Below are 15,471 nucleotides of genomic sequence, written 5' to 3'. Positions count from 1 at the left end.
GGCCCGAGAGAGGAACCGAGGCAATGACGCACGCCCAGACGGAGACGGGCTCACCGGGATCGCGGCGGGCGCCGGCCGGCCGCCGGGCCAAGCCGCCCCGGCGGCGCCGTCGCGTGTGGCGCTGGATCGCGCTGAGTCTCGTCCTGCTCGTGCTGGCCGCGGGCGGGGTCGGCTACTGGCTCTACAGCGACCTGAACGGCAACATCAAGGGCGTCGACCTCGAGAAGGCCATCGGCGACGACCGGCCCCACAAGCTGCCCACCTCGGGGCAGAACCTCCTGGTCCTCGGCTCCGACTCGCGGTCCGGCGCCAACGCGTCGCTCGGCACCGGCAAGGTCGCCGGCGCACGCTCCGACACCGCGCTGGTGATCCACATACCCGAGGGCCGCAGCAGGGCCGTCGCCGTGAGCATCCCGCGCGACACCCTGGTGACCCGGCCCGAGTGCACCGCGAAGGGCGGCTCGGCGCTTCCCTCCGCGAAGCGTGTGATGTTCAACTCGGTCTACTCGCTCGCCGGTCCGGCCTGTGTGGTCAAGACCGTCGAGCAGATGTCCGGGGTGCGGATGGACCACTTCGTGGAGATCGACTTCGCGGGCTTCAAGGGGCTGGTGGACGCGATAGGCGGGGTCAGCGTCACCGTCGACCAGGACATCCACGACAAGTCCAGCGGCCTGGACCTGACCGCCGGCACCCACCGGCTCGACGGCACGCAGTCCCTGCAGTTCGTCCGCACACGGCACGGCATCGGCGACGGCAGCGACCTCGGGCGCATCGGGCTCCAGCAGCAGTTCCTGATCGCCCTGCTGAGCGAGATCAAGAAGCAGGACCTGCTCGGCAGCCCCACCAAGGCCTACCGGATCGCCGACCGGCTCACCGAGTCGCTCACCACCGACTCGGGCCTCGCCTCCCTGACCAAGCTCGCGGAGTTCGGGCGCAGCATGAACGGCGTCGACCCGTCCACGATGGAGACGATCATGCTGCCGGTGCGGTACGACACCCAGGACCCCAACCGCGTCGTGGCCGCCCAGCCGCAGGCCGGCCGGTTGTGGCAGGCGCTGCGCAAGGACCAGGAGATCCCCGCGTCGGCGAAGAAGTCGCCGGCGACGGGGGGTTCGGCGTCCTGACCCAGGGCCTGTCGCGGACGGGCGTCAGACGCGGACCGACGGGGACAGCGCCAGGCCGGGGCCGCCGGCCTGGCGGGCGATGTGGAGCGCTCCGTCCGGTGCGATCACGGCGAGCACGATCCGGCCGTACGCATCGAGGGCGAGCGCCGGAGCGCCGACGCAGTGCTCGCCGGTCGGTGACCACCACAGGCCGGCCTGCTCGTTCTCCACGCCGGACGCGGCGAGCACGACCTGCCCGTCCATGTCCCGGTGGGCCAGCACAGTGCAGTCGTACCCGTCGAGCACCGCACGCAGCAGCGAGACGGGGTCCCCCGCCGGTGCGCCGCCGAGGGGGATCACCCAGCCGCCGGGGCGGTGGGCGACGAGGCCACCGCTGTCGGGGTCGGCCCAGTAGTACGACGCCCGGTCCGGCGCCGTCTCCAGCGCCGACACCGTGCCCGGAGCCACCCGCACCGGAATGTTGGGCTCCTGCCGGAAGTCGCCGTCGGCCTCGGCCTGCCGCCACCACATGACGTCCTGGTCGCCGCCCGCCAGCACCTCGATGCGTCCCGAGGCGTGGGCGACGGCGGCCAGTCCGTCGTGCACCCGGCTGCCCTTGAGGTCCTGCCACGGCTCCCACTTCCCGGTGGGCCCCTCACGGCGCAGCATCAGCCCGCGGCCCGCGTTGCGCGCGAAGACGTGCACCCGCCCCGAGGCGCTGACCGCGGCCACCGGGACGCCGAAGCGGGCGGCCTTCTCCCGGTCCTTGTGCGGGTTGCCCAGCGACCGCCACTCGGTCACCGGGCGGCCGGTCTGGTACTGGATGGCGTGCACGATGTCGACGGCGGGCGGGCCGTCACCCTTGCGGACCTCGCGTCGGCCGACGAAGTGGACGTAGGTGTCGGCGCCCTGGGTCACCGACAGGTGGGTCAGATCCGGCACGGGGAAGAAGTCGGGGCCCGTCCAGTGCGGGCCGCCCGGCCGGGTCTCGGTCCAGCGGAGCAGACCGGCGCGGGTGCGGGCGTAGGCGGTCAGCCTGCCGTCCTTGCCGAGTACGAGCCAGCGGCCCGCCACAGCCTCGGCGGTGTACTGCTCCGTCGTCTCCGTGCGTGCGACGACGCGGTCGCCGGCTCTGCGCCGGGCGGTGCCGCGCCCGGATCCGGTCCGCATGACGTGACCTCCCCCTTCCCTGCCGCCCGGCTTGGTTGACCTGCCGACTCCCGAACACCTGTTGCACGGGGAGGCCGAGCGCGCCTCATCATAGGTCGAACGTTCGGCGAACGCGGTGTGACGATCGTGTGCACGCCCCCCCCTCACACCTGCCGCCACGCCTCCAGCGCCAGTCCCGGCTCGTCCTTGCGGCGGGTGACCAGGAGTCGGCCGGTCGACGGGGACAACGTTGCCGCCGTCACGCGGCCGTTCTCGTCCAGCGCGAGGGCCACCACGGCGTCCGCGGGGAGCTGGGGGCCCGACTCGGTCCACCAGGCGCCCGCCGTCTCGTCCTGGGTCGGATACGCGGCGAAGGCCACGCGGCCGCTCGACGAACGCTGGGCGAGGAGGGTGCAGTCGTGGCCGTCCAGTTCGCAGCGGACCGCCGCGACCGGGCCGTCGCCGGCCGCGGGGAGCAGGGCGACGGGCTTGCCGCCGGGGCGCCAGGCGCAGATGTCGCCCGAGTCGGCGGTGTAGAAGAGGGTGGTGCTGTCGGGGGAGGTGGCCAGGGCGTGCAGGGTTCCGGGGCGGGCCGGTGCCTCCAGCGCCTCCTCCAGGACCGGCTCGGCGCCCGCCTCCTCCTGGCGCCAGTGCAGTACGGCGCCGGGGACGGCCGCGTAGAGCTCGACCCGGCCGGACTCCCCCGTCACCGCCGCGAGTTCCTCCTGGACGTCCCGGCCCTTCAGGTCGCGCCAGGGATCCCAGCCGCCCTTCTCCTTCTGGGCCAGCAGGCTCACTCCGCCGCCCTTGTTGCGTACGAAGACATGGGCCCGGCCCTGTGCGTCCACGGCGACCGCCGGGGTGCCGGTGCGGTCGCCCTTCTTGTCGGGGTGTCCGACCGGAGCCCAGTCCAGGGCGGCGAGATGCGGCCGGAAGTGGGTGGAGTGCACCAGGCCCGACTCACCGACCGCCGTGGGCCGCCAGGAGACCAGATGGGCGTATCCGTCGGCGCCCTGACCGACGCCGAGCACGGGGTGCAGCCGCTGGTCGCCGCCGACCTTCCGCGGGGCGCCCCAGGAACCACCGGGACCGCGCTCCGCCCGGCACAGGACGGCTTCACCCGACGGCAGATAGACACTGAGCCGGCCGTCACGGCCGCGTATGAGCCAGTCGCCGTTCACCGCATCACTCTATGCCGGACGCACGATCGACCGGTGCCCGCCCCTGCCGGTCACCGCACCGGATGCCCTGCGTCGGCGGCCGCGCCGGTGTTCTGTCGCTGTTCGGGGCGCATCGCCGTGGGACGCTTGGCGTATGGACGAGGATGCGCCGCTGCTCGTGATCGTCGATGCCGCGAACGTGGTCGGGTCGGTGCCCGACGGATGGTGGCGGGACCGGAGGGGAGCCGCCGAGCGGCTGCGGGACCGGCTGGCGTCGGAGGGGCTGCCCGGTCATCCGAACCCCGTGGAGATCGTGCTGGTCGTCGAGGGCGCGGCGCGCGGCGTGGAGTCCGCGCCCGGACTGCGGGTGGAGTCGGCGCGGGGCAGCGGCGACGACCGCATCGTCGAGCTGGTCGAGGAGAACCGCGGCCGCCCCACCCTGGTCATCACGGCCGACCGCGAACTGCGGCGCAGGGTGACGGAGTTGGACGCGGAGGTGACGGGCCCACGGGCGGTGCTCGGCGGCATGCCCTAGGGGGTGTCGTTTGGATCAGGTCGGCTGTGACCAACGGTGCGGGCCGGCCGACCCGAGCGGGGTCATGGGGGTGCCCCCTGGTCGAGCGAAGCCGAGAGCTTGGGGGAGAGTGACGACAACGCCTGGGGGTCCCCCCTGCTCGAAGAGCTTGGGGGAGTGCGTGCCAGACCCCGCGACGCCGGGATGATCCAAACGACACCCCCTAGTCCCGTGTCACCCGTGCGTACAGCACCGCCCCGTCCACCTCCCCCACCGGCTCGTACCGTGCCGCGAGGAGTCGGCGCAGGCCTGGGACGCGTTCGGGGGCGTACGGCTTGCCCCTGGAGTCGTCGACCACCAAAGCGGGTGCGTGGGTGGTCATTTCCTCGCGGAAGACGGGCCAGGTGCCCTGGACGGCGTACTTCTCACCGACCTGGGGGCTGCCGCGGCCGCCGCTGAAGTTGGTGAGGAGCCCGGCGGTGAGATAGCGGCTGGCGGGGGTGCGCCGGGACAGCCAGTACGTCTCCGGATGTATCCCCCACACGAGGACCCGGTCGGTGAGCGCCGTGCGGTGGGCCACGGCGGAGGCCAGGCGCTGGGCGTGGGTGAGTTCGGGGCGGGGCGCCAGCAGACCCCAGGCCAGGAAGAGGACGCAGCAGCAGGCCGAAGTGAGGACCGCCGCCGTGAGCCGCTGCCGGGGCAGGATCTGCAGCGCGGCCGTCGCCAGCAGGGCGAGCGGCGGGATGAGTTGCAGGTAGTAGTGGCCGAAGAAGTGGAGGCCGAGGAGCACGGCCAGGGCCGAGGAGGCGAGCCACAGCCACAGGTCGGCCGCCCCCGTGCGGGCCAGTCGCAGTACCCGTACCACCGGCGGGATCAGGCCCGCGCAGGCCACGGCCAGGATCGCCGTGTTGGTCAGCGCCCGGACCAGGGCGTGCAGTTCGGACCCGGTGAAGGAGGCGTACGCCCCCGATCCGGTGACCGTCCAGAAGACGAAGCCTGCCGGATCGGTGACCAGGGCCGCGCCCAGCACCGGCAGGGCCACCCCCGCGGCCAGCCGCAGCACCGCGCCGCGCGGGGCGCCGTACCGGTGTGCGAGCCACAGCACCGGCACCAGCACCGCCCCGCCGGTTTGCTTGGTGAGCAGGGCGCAGGCGACGGCCGCGCCGGCCGTGCCCCAGCGGCGGCGGTCCGCGCACCACATCGCGGCGGCCGTGCAGGGCAGCATGAACACCTCGAACGTGGCGGCCTGCGCGTCCTCGGGGTTGAGCCCCACGGAGACCAGCAGATACAGCACCCCGGCCGTCCGGCCCGCGGTGTCGCCCCACCGGCGCCGGGCGAGTGAGGACAGCAGGACGGCGGTGAGCAGCTGTGCCAGCACGGCGAGGATCCGCACCGGTGTGAGCGATCCGGAGCCGCCCAGCGCGAACGCGGCCTGGTACAGCCAGGGCACGATGGGCGGCTTGCGGTCCACCACCGTCTCGTACAACTGCCCGCCGTGTGCCAGCATCCGGGCCTGCACGGCGAGAAAGCCCTCGTCGGGGTTCCACAACGGCCGCGCGAAGGACGGCACACGGGTCACACAGGCCAGGGCCGCCAGCAGCGGCAGCAGCCGCGTCCAGTACGCCTTCCCTGCGACTACGGAACGTGGTGGGGCGAGCGACACGGCGGACATGGGGAGCACGCTATCCGGCCCCGCGGTCTCCACTGAAACAGGACATACGGGGCCGGGGCGGCAAGCTGTTTGACTACCGTGCGTTCATGTTCTCCTATTCGGGTGCGCCGCCCCGCTTGTGCTTGAACACCTCGCCGACCGTCGTCTCCTCGTGCCGTCCGAGGCGGCTGTGCGAGCGGCCGTACGCGAAGTACACGACGAAGCCGATCACCATCCAGATGGCGAACCGGAGCCAGGTCTCGGCGGGCAGGTTCAGCATCAGCCAGAGCGTGGCGGCGACGGACAGGACCGGGATGAAGGGCACCCACGGGGTGCGGAAGGCGCGGTGCAGGTCCGGGCGGGTGCGGCGGAGGATCATCACGCCGAGCGCGACGACCACGAAGGCGAACAGCGTGCCGATGTTCACCAGTTCGGCGAGTTCGCTCAGGCTGGTGAAGCCCGCGATGACCGCGATGAGCACACCGAGCAGGATGGTCGGCCGGTGCGGGGTCCGGAACCGGGGGTGGACGATGGAGAAGAAGCGGGGCAGCAGCCCGTCACGGCTCATCGCGAAGAACACCCGGGTCTGACCGAGCAGCAGGATCATGCAGACGGTGGTCAGGCCGACGACGGCGCCGAAGCTGATCGCGCCCGCGTACCAGGGGTGGCCGAGGGCCTTGAAGGCGTCGGCGAGCGGGGCGTCCACGGAGAGAGCGGTGTAGTGCTGCATGCCGGTGACGACGATGGACACCGCCACGTACAGCACCGTGCAGATGAACAGGGAGCCGAGGATGCCGCGCGGCATGTCCCGCTGCGGGTTCTTGGTCTCCTCGGCGGCGGTGGCCACGACGTCGAAGCCGATGAAGGCGAAGAAGACGACGGAGGCGGCGGTGAAGATGCCCATCACGCCGAAGTTGGACGGCGCCCAGCCGGCCAGCAGCTGGATGAGCGGCGCCTTGAGACTGCCCCCGGCCGGCACCGGCTGGGCCTTGGGGATGAACGGCTTGTAGTTGGCGCTGGTGATGAAGAAGGCACCGGCGACGATCACGATCAGAACGACCGTCACCTTGATGGCGACGACCACTTCGGTGACCCGCGCGGACAGTTTCATGCCGATCACGAGGATGGCGGTGAGCACCAGGACCAGCGCGGCGGCGAGGATGTCGAAGCCGAAGCCGTGGGCTCCGTCCCGGCCGGCGAGGTAGTCGGGCAGGTGCCAGCCCGCGTTGTCCAGGAGCGAGCGCATGTAGCCGGACCAGCCGACGGCGACCACCGCCGTGCCGAGCGCGAACTCCAGGACGAGGTCCCAGCCGATGATCCAGGCGGGCAGTTCTCCGAGGGACGCGTACGAGAAGGTGTACGCGGATCCGGCCACCGGGACCGTGGAGGCGAACTCCGCGTAGCAGAGCGCGGCGAGGGCGCAGACGACGCCGGCCGCGACGAAGGCCAGGGAGACCGCGGGGCCCGCATTCTCCTTGGCGACCTTGCCGGTCAGGACGAAGATGCCGGTGCCGATGATGACGCCGACGCCGAAGACGGTCAGATCCAGCGCGGACAAGGATTTCTTGAGCGCGTGCTCTGGCTCCTCGGTATCGAGGATGGACTGCTCCACCTTTTTCGTCCGGAAGAGGGAACTGCTCACGGGGTACCTCCCACGCTTGTCGTCCTCGACATGATCGAGAGGGGGCGTGGTACGTATGCCCCGAGGCGTGCTCATTCACGCAAATGGGCCGGTTTCACCACTCTTGACAGTGGCAAAACCGGCCCGGAAGGGCGCCGCGAGGCCCGCCCTTCGGGCGGACGACGCGAGTTTGACGACAGGACCTAGTCGCGCGCGGGCTCCACCGAGTCGACCTCGCTCGTCGGGCGGTCGAAACGGCCGTCCAGCTTGGAGACCAGACCGGTGACCTGGCGGGCGATGTCGGGGGCGGTCAGCCCGATCTCGGCCATGACCTCCGCGCGGGAGGCGTGGTCGAGGAAGCGCGGCGGGATGCCGAAGTCACGCAGCGGGACGTCGACCCCGGCGTCGCGCAGGGCCTGGGCGACGGCCGAGCCGACGCCGCCGACACGGGAGTTGTCCTCGACGGTGACGACCACGCGGTGCCGCTCGGCGAGCGGGGCCATGGCCTCGTCGACGGGCTTGACCCAGCGCGGGTCAACGACGGTGGTGGTGATGCCCTGCCGGTCAAGCAGGCCGGCGATCTCCAGGCACATCGGGGCGAGGGCGCCCACGGAGACCAGCAGCACGTCCGGGGTGTCGGTGCCCGGCTCGCGCAGCACGTCCATGCCGCCGACGCGGCCCAGGGCCGGTACGGCGGGACCGACCGCGCCCTTCGAGAAGCGCACGACGGTCGGCGCGTCCTTCACCTCGACGGCCTCGCGCAGCTGCGCGCGCACCTGGTCGGCGTCGCGCGGCGCGGCCAGCCTGAGCCCCGGCACGACCTGAAGGATCGACATGTCCCACATGCCGTTGTGGGAGGCGCCGTCGGTGCCGGTGATGCCCGCCCGGTCCAGCACGAAGGTCACACCGCACCTGTGCAGGGCCACGTCCATCAGCACCTGGTCGAAGGCGCGGTTGAGGAAGGTGGCGTACACGGCGAAGACGGGGTGCACCCCGCCCGTCGCGAGGCCCGCGGCGGAGACGGCGCCGTGCTGCTCGGCGATGCCGACGTCGTACACCCGCTCGGGGAAAGCCTTGGCGAACCGGTCGAGTCCGACCGGCTGGAGCATCGCGGCGGTGATGGCGACGACGTCCTCCCGCTCGTGACCCAGCTTCACCATCTCGTCGCCGAAGACGGAGGTCCAGTCGGCGCCGGAGCTGGCGATGGGCAGGCCCGTGTCGGGGTGGATCTTGCCGACGGCGTGGAAGCGGTCGGCCTCGTCCTGGAGGGCGGGCTGGTAGCCGCGGCCCTTCTCGGTGAGGCAGTGGACGATGACCGGGCCGCCGAACCGCTTGGCGCGGGCCAGCGCCGACTCCAGGGCCTCGATGTCGTGGCCGTCGATCGGGCCGACGTACTTCAGGCCGAGGTCCTCGAACATGCCCTGTGGGGCGATGAAGTCCTTCAGGCCCTTCTTCGCGCCGTGCAGGGTCTCGTAGAGCGGCTTGCCGACGACCGGGGTGCGCTCAAGCACCTCCTTGGTGCGGGCCAGGAAGCGCTCGTAGCCGTCGGTGGTGCGCAGCGTCGCGAGGTGGTTGGCGAGGCCGCCGATGGTCGGCGCGTAGGAGCGCTCGTTGTCGTTGACGACGATGACCAGCGGGCGGTCCTTGGCGTCGGCGATGTTGTTGAGCGCCTCCCAGGCCATGCCGCCGGTGAGGGCGCCGTCGCCGATGACGGCGACGACATGACTGTCCTTTTTGCGCAGTTGATTGGCTTTTGCCAGACCGTCAGCCCAGCCGAGGACCGTCGAGGCGTGCGAGTTCTCGATGATGTCGTGCTCGGACTCGGCCTGCGAGGGGTAGCCGGACAGACCGCCCTTCATCTTCAGCCGGGAGAAGTCCTGCCGGCCGGTGAGCAGCTTGTGCACGTAGGACTGGTGGCCCGTGTCCCACAGCACCTTGTCCTTCGGGGACTCGAAGACACGGTGCAGGGCGATGGTGAGCTCGACCACGCCCAGGTTGGGTCCGAGATGTCCGCCTGTCTTGGAGACGGCGTCGACGAGGAAGGTCCGGATCTCCTCTGCCAGCTGGTCCAGCTCCTCCAGACTGAGCCGGTCCAGATCGCGCGGTCCCCTGATGCGGGTCAGCAGCGGCACCCGTGCCTCCTTGCAGTAGAGCTGATCGAGCTGTTGCCGGGCCTGTCGAGTCTAATGTTCCGCCTTTGCGACCGACGCCCGGGCTGTGCGTCGTACGTCACGCGAACGGCCGTACCCACCAGAAGGGTTCCCGGGACACAGCTGTGCCCGGCACCGCCGTTGGTGCCGGGCACAGCGTTCTGATGTGAGCTACGGCGAGGGATTTGCGCGTTATGCGCGGCCCGCCGCCTTCTGGCTCTTGCGGGAGACCGAGTCGATGACGACGGCGCCCAGCAGCACTCCACCGGTGATCATGTACTGGATCGAGGTGTTCATGTTGAGCAGGTCGAGACCGGTCTGGATGGACTGGATGACCAGCATGCCCAGCAGGGCGGACCAGACGGAGCCGCGGCCGCCGAAGAGGCTCGTACCACCGATGACGGCCGCCGCGATGGCGAGCATCAGGGTGTTGCCGCCACCGGCGTTGAGCGTGGCGCTCGCGGTCTGGCCGGCGAAGAACATACCGCCGATCGCCGCGAAGCCGCCGGAGATGGCGAACACGGTGATCCGGACCATCGGCACGCTGATACCGGCACGGCGCGCGGCCTCGATGCCACCACCGACCGCAAAGACCTTCCGGCCGTAGGTCGTACGACGCAGCACGAAGTCGACGATCACCAGCGCGGCGAGGAAGATCACCAGGGCGTTGGAGACACCGGAGGCGTTGTTCAGCACGGCCGCGGCGGCGAAGGACGCGATGGCGAGCAGGACGACCCGGATCAGGATCTCGCTGGTGGGCCGGAAGGGCACACCGGCGGCGCGACGGCGGCGCTGCTCGTTGAAGGAGCCGACGGCCATCAGGACGACACCGAGGCCCGCGAGCAGATAGGCGCCGACGATGGCCTGGTCCATGAAGAAGGAGCTCTGACCGAGCAGGTGCACCGGGCCGGACTCGGCCGGGATGTTGATGGTGCCGCTGTCGCCGAGGAGCCACAGCATCAGACCGTTCCAGCCGAGGAAGCCGGCCAGGGTCACGACGAACGCCGGTACGCCGATCTTGGCGAAGAACCAGCCCTGCAGCGCGCCGATGGCGATACCGGTCACGACGGCGAGGACCAGCGCCAGCCAGCCGTTCATGCCGTGGTTGACGACGAAGACCGCGAACACGGTGGACGCCAGACCGCTGACCGAACCGACGGAGAGGTCGATCTCGCCCAGCAGCAGCACGAACACCAGGCCGATGGCGAGCATGCCGGTGGCCGCGAGGAAGTAGCTGATGCTCGACAGGTTGTCGGCGCTGAGGAAGAGGTCGTTCTTCAGCTGGAAGATCGTCCAGATGACGACCAGACCGACGAAGACCGGCAGCGAACCGAGCTCGCCGCCCTTGATCTTGCGCTTGAACTCGGTGATGTAGCCCTTGAAGCCCTCTTCGCGGACCAGCAGGCGGGGGTCGACGACGGCGACCGGCGCGGCCGTGGGGTCGTCGGCGGGGGCCACGGTGTCCTGGACCTCGGGAGCGGGGGCGGCCTTCTCTACCTTCTCGGCCTTGGACGTGTCACTCACTTTGCCGCCTCCGTGGTGCGACGCTCCGCACGACGAGTCACGGCGTTGTCCGTGGCTCCCGTGATCGCGGCGATGATCTCTTCGTGGCTGGTGCTCTTCACGGGGAAGGAGCCGTTGTTCTTGCCCAGGCGCAGGACGGCGACGGTGTCCGCGACAGCCTTCACGTCCGCCATGTTGTGGCTGATGAGAATGACGCCGAGGTTGCGCTCGCGCAGCCGCTCGACCAGGTCGAGGACCTGCGCGGTCTGCTCGACACCGAGCGCGGCGGTGGGCTCGTCGAGGATGACGACCTTCGGGTCACCGATCAGGGCGCGGGCGATGGCGACGACCTGGCGCTGACCGCCGGAGAGGCTCGCGATCGGGATGCGCACGCTGGGGATGCGGATCGAGAGCGTGCTCAGCAGCTCACGTGCCTGCTTCTCCATCGACACCTCGTCGATGGCTCCCCGGTGCAGCAGCTCGCGACCGAGGAAGAGGTTGCCGACCACGTCGAGGTTGTCGCACAGCGCGAGGTCCTGGTAGACCGTCGCGACACCGAGTCCCTGGGCGTCGTGCGGCTTGTTGATGCTGACCGGCTTGCCGTCCCACTCGATGACGCCCTCATCGATGGGGTGGACACCCGCGATCGTCTTGACCAGGGTCGACTTTCCTGCGCCGTTGTCGCCCACCAGGGCGACCACTTCTCCGGCGTGGACCTCCAGCTCTACGTCGGTGAGGGCCTGGACCGCACCGAATCGCTTGGAGACTCCGCGCAACGCCAGCACGGGCGTAGCGGACACGTGAACCATCTCCTTCGCCGCCTGACCGGCGGGGATGCCGCGCTTGGACTGGCGCGGAGGGACGTGCACGAAGCACGAGGTTTACAAGATGAACATGCGCGAATCCGCTGCCCTTGGCAACGGTTCCGTCCGACGCCCGTCCCGGCAGCGGGGTATGGAGGCCGGGGCGGGCGTCGGAGGGGTTTCGCGGGACCGCTGTGAGCGGTCGGGGCCCGGTGAGGCTCGTACGCGCCTCACCGGGCTTGAGCCGAGTGATTACTCGAGGCCGGCGGCCTTGCAGGCCTTCGCGAACTCGGCGGTGCAGATGTCCTGGACGGTGTACAGCTTGTCCTTGATCACCGTGTCCTTGATGTTGGCCTTGGTGACCGACACCGGGGTCAGCAGCTGGGAGGGCACCTTGTCGCCGGAGCCGCTGGTCAGCTCCTGGTTGGCGAGGGACTTGATGTCCTTGCCCTGCAGCAGGTCGACCGCGAGCTGGGCGGCGGCGTCCGCCTCCGGCTTGAAGGCCTTGTAGACGGTGGAGGACTGGGTGCCGGCGACGATGCGCTGGATGCCCGCGAGCTCCGCGTCCTGACCGGTCAGCGGGATGCCGCTGATGCCGGCGCCCTTCAGCGTGGTGGCGATACCGCCGGCCATGCCGTCGTTGGCGGCGTAGACGCCCGCGATCTTCTTGGCGCCCAGCTGGGTGATGGCCGCCTTCATCTTCTGCGCGGCGACGGTGTCCTTCCACAGGCCGGACTGCTCGTAGGCGATGTCGACCTTGCCGTCGAGGATGTTGTGGGCACCCTTCTTGAACTGACCGGCGTTCGGGTCGGCGTCGTCACCGTTGATCATGACGACCTTCGACTTCTTGTCGGCCTTGGAGCCGAGCGAGTCGAGCAGCGCCTGGCCCTGGAGCTCGCCGACCTTGACGTTGTCGAAGGAGACGTACGCGGAGACCGGGCCCTGGGCGAGGCGGTCGTACGCGACGACCTTGATGCCCTTGTCGACGGCGGTCTGGATGGAGGACTTGATGGCGGCCGAGTCCTGGGCGCTGATCACGAGGACCTTGACGCCCTTGGTGATCATGCTGCTGACCTGCTGGGCCTGCTTGGCCGCGTCACCGGCGGCGTTCGCGTACTCGACCTTGCAGTCCGAGCAGAGCTCCTTGACCTTCGCCTCGAAGAGCGGGTGGTCGAACTTCTCGTAGCGCGCGGTCACGCTGTCGGGGAGCAGCAGACCGATGGTCTTGCCGCCGGAGGAGCTGTTGCTGCTCGACGAGTCGTCCTTCTTGTCGCCGGCCTTGCCACAAGCGGCCATGGACAGTGCCATCGAAACCGCGGCCGTACCGATGACGACTCTGCGCATCGTTGCGTTCATTTGGGGGTGCCTCCCTGACAGGGCCGCAACGCTGCGGCCGAGGTGGCTCGAAGTCAACTCGGCCGCAAGTTCGACGTCAAGAAGTAAATACTTAACGAGATGGCAACGGCGTCATGCGTTCTCTAAGTGAAGGCAGGTGCCGCGGCGGTCAGACTTCCGTCCAAAAGGGTCGAATCGCCCATCTCGCTGAGGGCGAGAGCGAGCGCGCCGAGCACCTCCGCGCGACCTCCGAGCGCCCCTGGGAGCACGGAGAGCCGACGGGCGGCGCTGGGGATCGCATAGCGGCTCACGGACTCCCTGATGGGCCCCAGAACCAGCTCTCCGGCCTCCGCGAGATCACCGCCGAGGACCACCCGGCTCGGGTTCAGCAGATTGCAGAGATTGGCCACTCCGCTGCCGATGTGGCGGCCGACGTCGGCGATCACCCGACGGCAGCCCGGATCGCCGTCCCTGGCCAGCCGTACGACGCCTTCCATGGTCAGGTCGGTGCCATGACTGGACTGGAGCAACGGGAGCACATAACGCGCGGCCGCGAACGTCTCCAGGCAGCCGCGGTTGCCGCAGCGACAGACCGGGCCGGACTCATCCAGGGTAATATGCCCGATTTCACCCGCCGTGCCGCCCGGACCGCGATAGATCTTCCCCTCGATCACCAGACCGGCGCCGACACCGCTCGCGACCTTGATGTAGGCAAGATCACGAACCCCCCGGCCGCTGCCCCAGACCAGCTCGCCCAGGGCGCCCAGGTTGGCGTCGTTGTCCACGTGCACCGGCACGCCGAGCCGCCCCCGCAGCTCCTCGGCGGGTCTGGTGCCGCTCCAGCCCGGCAGGATCGCGGACGAGCCGAGCGTGCCGGACTCCAGATCGATCGGGCCGGGTACGCCAAGACCCACGCCGGCGATCTTGGAGCGATCCACTCCCGTTGCCCCGATCAGCCGGTTGACCAGCTGTTCCGCCCGGTCGAAGCCCTGTGCCGCGGAGGCGTCCACATCCAGCGGCTCGGACTCCTCGGCAAGCACCTGGTGGGCCAGGTTGCCGACCGCGACCCGCAGATGCGTATGGCCGAAATCGACACCGATCACAATGCCCGCGTCCCCGCTCAGGGAGACGCTGCGGGCCCTGCGGCCACCCGCCGACGTGGGCGTGACCTCGACCGTTCCGCCGTCTTTCAGCTCCCGCACGATGTTGGAGACCGTTGCTGCGGACAGACCCGTGGTCCTTGCGATCTCCGCCTGCGTGAGCGACCCGGCGAGTCGTACGGCGCGCACGACCCTCTCCAGGTTGGCTCGGTGCAGTGACGACTGCGACCCCGGAGTCTCCACGACGACCTCCTGCGCACGGGACCGCCTCGGCGAGGTCCCGTCTATGTCCAACTAGTGAACTCTAAGCTGAGCCGTTCGGGTCGGCTCCCGTCAAGAGGTTGAACTGTTTCCGGGGTCTTGCCCACACGACCGCGCGCCGCCCCCGAAGCCGGGAACGGCGCGCGTACGGACCGTTTCGAAGCGCTACGCCCAGCGCCCCTGAAAGGCGCTACTTCAGGGTCGCCGAGGTCAGTCCGGCCTGCACCTGACGCTGGAAGGAGAGGTACACGACCAGCATCGGGATCATGGCGATCGTCACGCCCGCGAAGAGAACGGGCAGGTCAGAGGCATATCCCTGCTGTTGCTGGAGCTGGATGAGCCCCTGGGTGAGGACATAGCGCTCGGGGTCCGAGCCGCTCTGCGGCTGCATGAGGACCGTCGGCAGGATGAACTGGTTCCACTGGCCCAAAGTGTTGAAGATCCCGACGCTGATCAGGCCCGGCTTCGCCATCGGAAGCATCACCTGGAAGAAGGTCCGGGTGTGCGAGGCCCCGTCCAGGATCGCCGCCTCGAAGACCGCCGTGGGCAGGGTCCGGAAGAAGGCGTGCATGAAGAACACGGTGAACGGCATCGAGTAGGCGATGTAGACGAGGATCAGGCCCTGGTAGGTGTTCAGCATGTCCAGCCGCTTGACCATGAAGAACAGCGGGACCAGGGCCAGGAACACCGGGAACATCGCGCCGGCGACGAAGAAGTAGTAGAGGAGCCGGTTGCCCCAGAACTGGTAGCGGGCCAGGACGTACGCGGCCATCGAGCCGAAGAGCATCGTCAGCGGCACGCTGAACACCAGCACGATGACCGTGTTCAGGAAGTAGTCGCCGATGCCCTTGTTCCAGGCCCGGTGGAAGACGTCGAAGGACCAGTTGTGCGGCCAGCCGAAGGCCGAGCCGCCGATCTGCGCGTCGGTCTTGAAGGAGCTGATCACCAGCCAGAGCAGCGGCAGCACGATCAGCAGGGCCCACAGGGCGAGGAAGCCGTGCGAGAAGACGTTCAGGACGATGCCCTCGCCGCGCTGCTCGCCGGGGCGTACGGAAACCTTGTCGACGGGCCGCTCCGCGGGAACGGCCTCGGTCTCCTTCGAAGGTGCGCTCATGTCGTCG

The 15,471-nt window shown here is 69.9% G+C and carries 12 protein-coding genes; 2 read left to right on the top strand and 10 right to left on the bottom strand.

Annotated elements, in window-relative coordinates:
• Positions 1 to 23 precede the first annotated feature (23 nt).
• Positions 24 to 1,124, top strand: coding sequence for an LCP family protein (locus AB0I54_RS04490; RefSeq protein ID WP_363294389.1), 1,101 nt, complete (start codon positions 24 to 26; stop codon positions 1,122 to 1,124).
• 24 nt (positions 1,125 to 1,148) lie between these two features.
• On the opposite strand, the gene AB0I54_RS04485 is transcribed toward AB0I54_RS04490, so the two are convergent.
• Positions 1,149 to 2,273: a hypothetical protein gene (locus tag AB0I54_RS04485; RefSeq protein ID WP_363294388.1), complete on the bottom strand. Its 1,125-nt coding sequence runs from the start codon at positions 2,271 to 2,273 to the stop codon at positions 1,149 to 1,151.
• 143 nt (positions 2,274 to 2,416) lie between these two features.
• Positions 2,417 to 3,433, bottom strand: coding sequence for a hypothetical protein (locus AB0I54_RS04480; RefSeq protein WP_363294387.1), 1,017 nt, complete (start codon positions 3,431 to 3,433; stop codon positions 2,417 to 2,419).
• 133 nt (positions 3,434 to 3,566) lie between these two features.
• Here AB0I54_RS04480 and AB0I54_RS04475 point away from each other — a divergent pair, with 133 nt between their 5' ends.
• Complete coding sequence (locus AB0I54_RS04475; protein WP_363294386.1) at positions 3,567 to 3,947, top strand: NTP pyrophosphohydrolase; 381 nt, start codon at positions 3,567 to 3,569, stop codon at positions 3,945 to 3,947.
• 202 nt (positions 3,948 to 4,149) lie between these two features.
• Here the strand turns inward: AB0I54_RS04475 and AB0I54_RS04470 are convergent, their stop codons facing one another.
• From AB0I54_RS04470 to AB0I54_RS04435, 8 genes are all read right to left on the bottom strand, one after another.
• Positions 4,150 to 5,598: a glycosyltransferase family 39 protein gene (locus AB0I54_RS04470; RefSeq protein ID WP_363294385.1), complete on the bottom strand. Its 1,449-nt coding sequence runs from the start codon at positions 5,596 to 5,598 to the stop codon at positions 4,150 to 4,152.
• 94 nt (positions 5,599 to 5,692) lie between these two features.
• On the bottom strand, positions 5,693 to 7,219 hold the full coding sequence (locus AB0I54_RS04465) for an amino acid permease (RefSeq protein ID WP_363294384.1): 1,527 nt from the start codon (positions 7,217 to 7,219) through the stop codon (positions 5,693 to 5,695).
• 182 nt (positions 7,220 to 7,401) lie between these two features.
• On the bottom strand, positions 7,402 to 9,330 hold the full coding sequence (gene dxs, locus AB0I54_RS04460) for a 1-deoxy-D-xylulose-5-phosphate synthase (RefSeq protein ID WP_363294383.1): 1,929 nt from the start codon (positions 9,328 to 9,330) through the stop codon (positions 7,402 to 7,404).
• Positions 9,331 to 9,540: 210 nt separating this feature from the next.
• Entirely contained in the window at positions 9,541 to 10,806 is a 1,266-nt protein-coding gene (locus AB0I54_RS04455) for a sugar ABC transporter permease (RefSeq protein ID WP_363294974.1), read from the bottom strand.
• 62 nt (positions 10,807 to 10,868) lie between these two features.
• Positions 10,869 to 11,660, bottom strand: coding sequence for an ATP-binding cassette domain-containing protein (locus AB0I54_RS04450; protein ID WP_363294973.1), 792 nt, complete (start codon positions 11,658 to 11,660; stop codon positions 10,869 to 10,871).
• A gap of 246 nt (positions 11,661 to 11,906) precedes the next feature.
• Positions 11,907 to 13,010, bottom strand: coding sequence for a substrate-binding domain-containing protein (locus AB0I54_RS04445; protein WP_363294382.1), 1,104 nt, complete (start codon positions 13,008 to 13,010; stop codon positions 11,907 to 11,909).
• A 122-nt stretch (positions 13,011 to 13,132) separates the two neighbouring features.
• The gene (locus AB0I54_RS04440) at positions 13,133 to 14,332 is read right to left on the bottom strand and encodes an ROK family transcriptional regulator (protein ID WP_363294381.1); all 1,200 of its coding nucleotides are present in this window, start codon (positions 14,330 to 14,332) and stop codon (positions 13,133 to 13,135) included.
• Positions 14,333 to 14,540: 208 nt separating this feature from the next.
• Positions 14,541 to 15,464 carry a carbohydrate ABC transporter permease gene (locus tag AB0I54_RS04435; RefSeq protein WP_363294380.1) on the bottom strand — a complete coding sequence of 308 codons (924 nt, stop codon included), beginning with the start codon at positions 15,462 to 15,464 and terminating at the stop codon, positions 14,541 to 14,543.
• Positions 15,465 to 15,471 lie beyond the last annotated feature (7 nt).

Origin of the sequence: Streptomyces sp. NPDC050625 (assembly GCF_040654755.1) — a bacterium.
Taxonomy (GTDB): Bacteria; Actinomycetota; Actinomycetes; order Streptomycetales; family Streptomycetaceae; genus Streptomyces.
This window is presented reverse-complemented; position numbering and strand designations above follow the sequence as displayed.

Excerpts from the sequence above, each read along its gene's own strand:
- AB0I54_RS04490 (WP_363294389.1), top strand. The coding sequence starts at position 24 with ATGACGCACGCCCAGACGGAGACGGGCTCACCGGGATCGCGGCGGGCG.
- AB0I54_RS04485 (WP_363294388.1), bottom strand. The coding sequence starts at position 2,273 with ATGCGGACCGGATCCGGGCGCGGCACCGCCCGGCGCAGAGCCGGCGAC.
- AB0I54_RS04475 (WP_363294386.1), top strand. The coding sequence starts at position 3,567 with ATGGACGAGGATGCGCCGCTGCTCGTGATCGTCGATGCCGCGAACGTG.
- AB0I54_RS04470 (WP_363294385.1), bottom strand. The coding sequence starts at position 5,598 with ATGTCCGCCGTGTCGCTCGCCCCACCACGTTCCGTAGTCGCAGGGAAG.
- AB0I54_RS04450 (WP_363294973.1), bottom strand. The coding sequence starts at position 11,660 with ATGGTTCACGTGTCCGCTACGCCCGTGCTGGCGTTGCGCGGAGTCTCC.
- AB0I54_RS04445 (WP_363294382.1), bottom strand. The coding sequence starts at position 13,010 with ATGAACGCAACGATGCGCAGAGTCGTCATCGGTACGGCCGCGGTTTCG.
- AB0I54_RS04435 (WP_363294380.1), bottom strand. The coding sequence starts at position 15,464 with ATGAGCGCACCTTCGAAGGAGACCGAGGCCGTTCCCGCGGAGCGGCCC.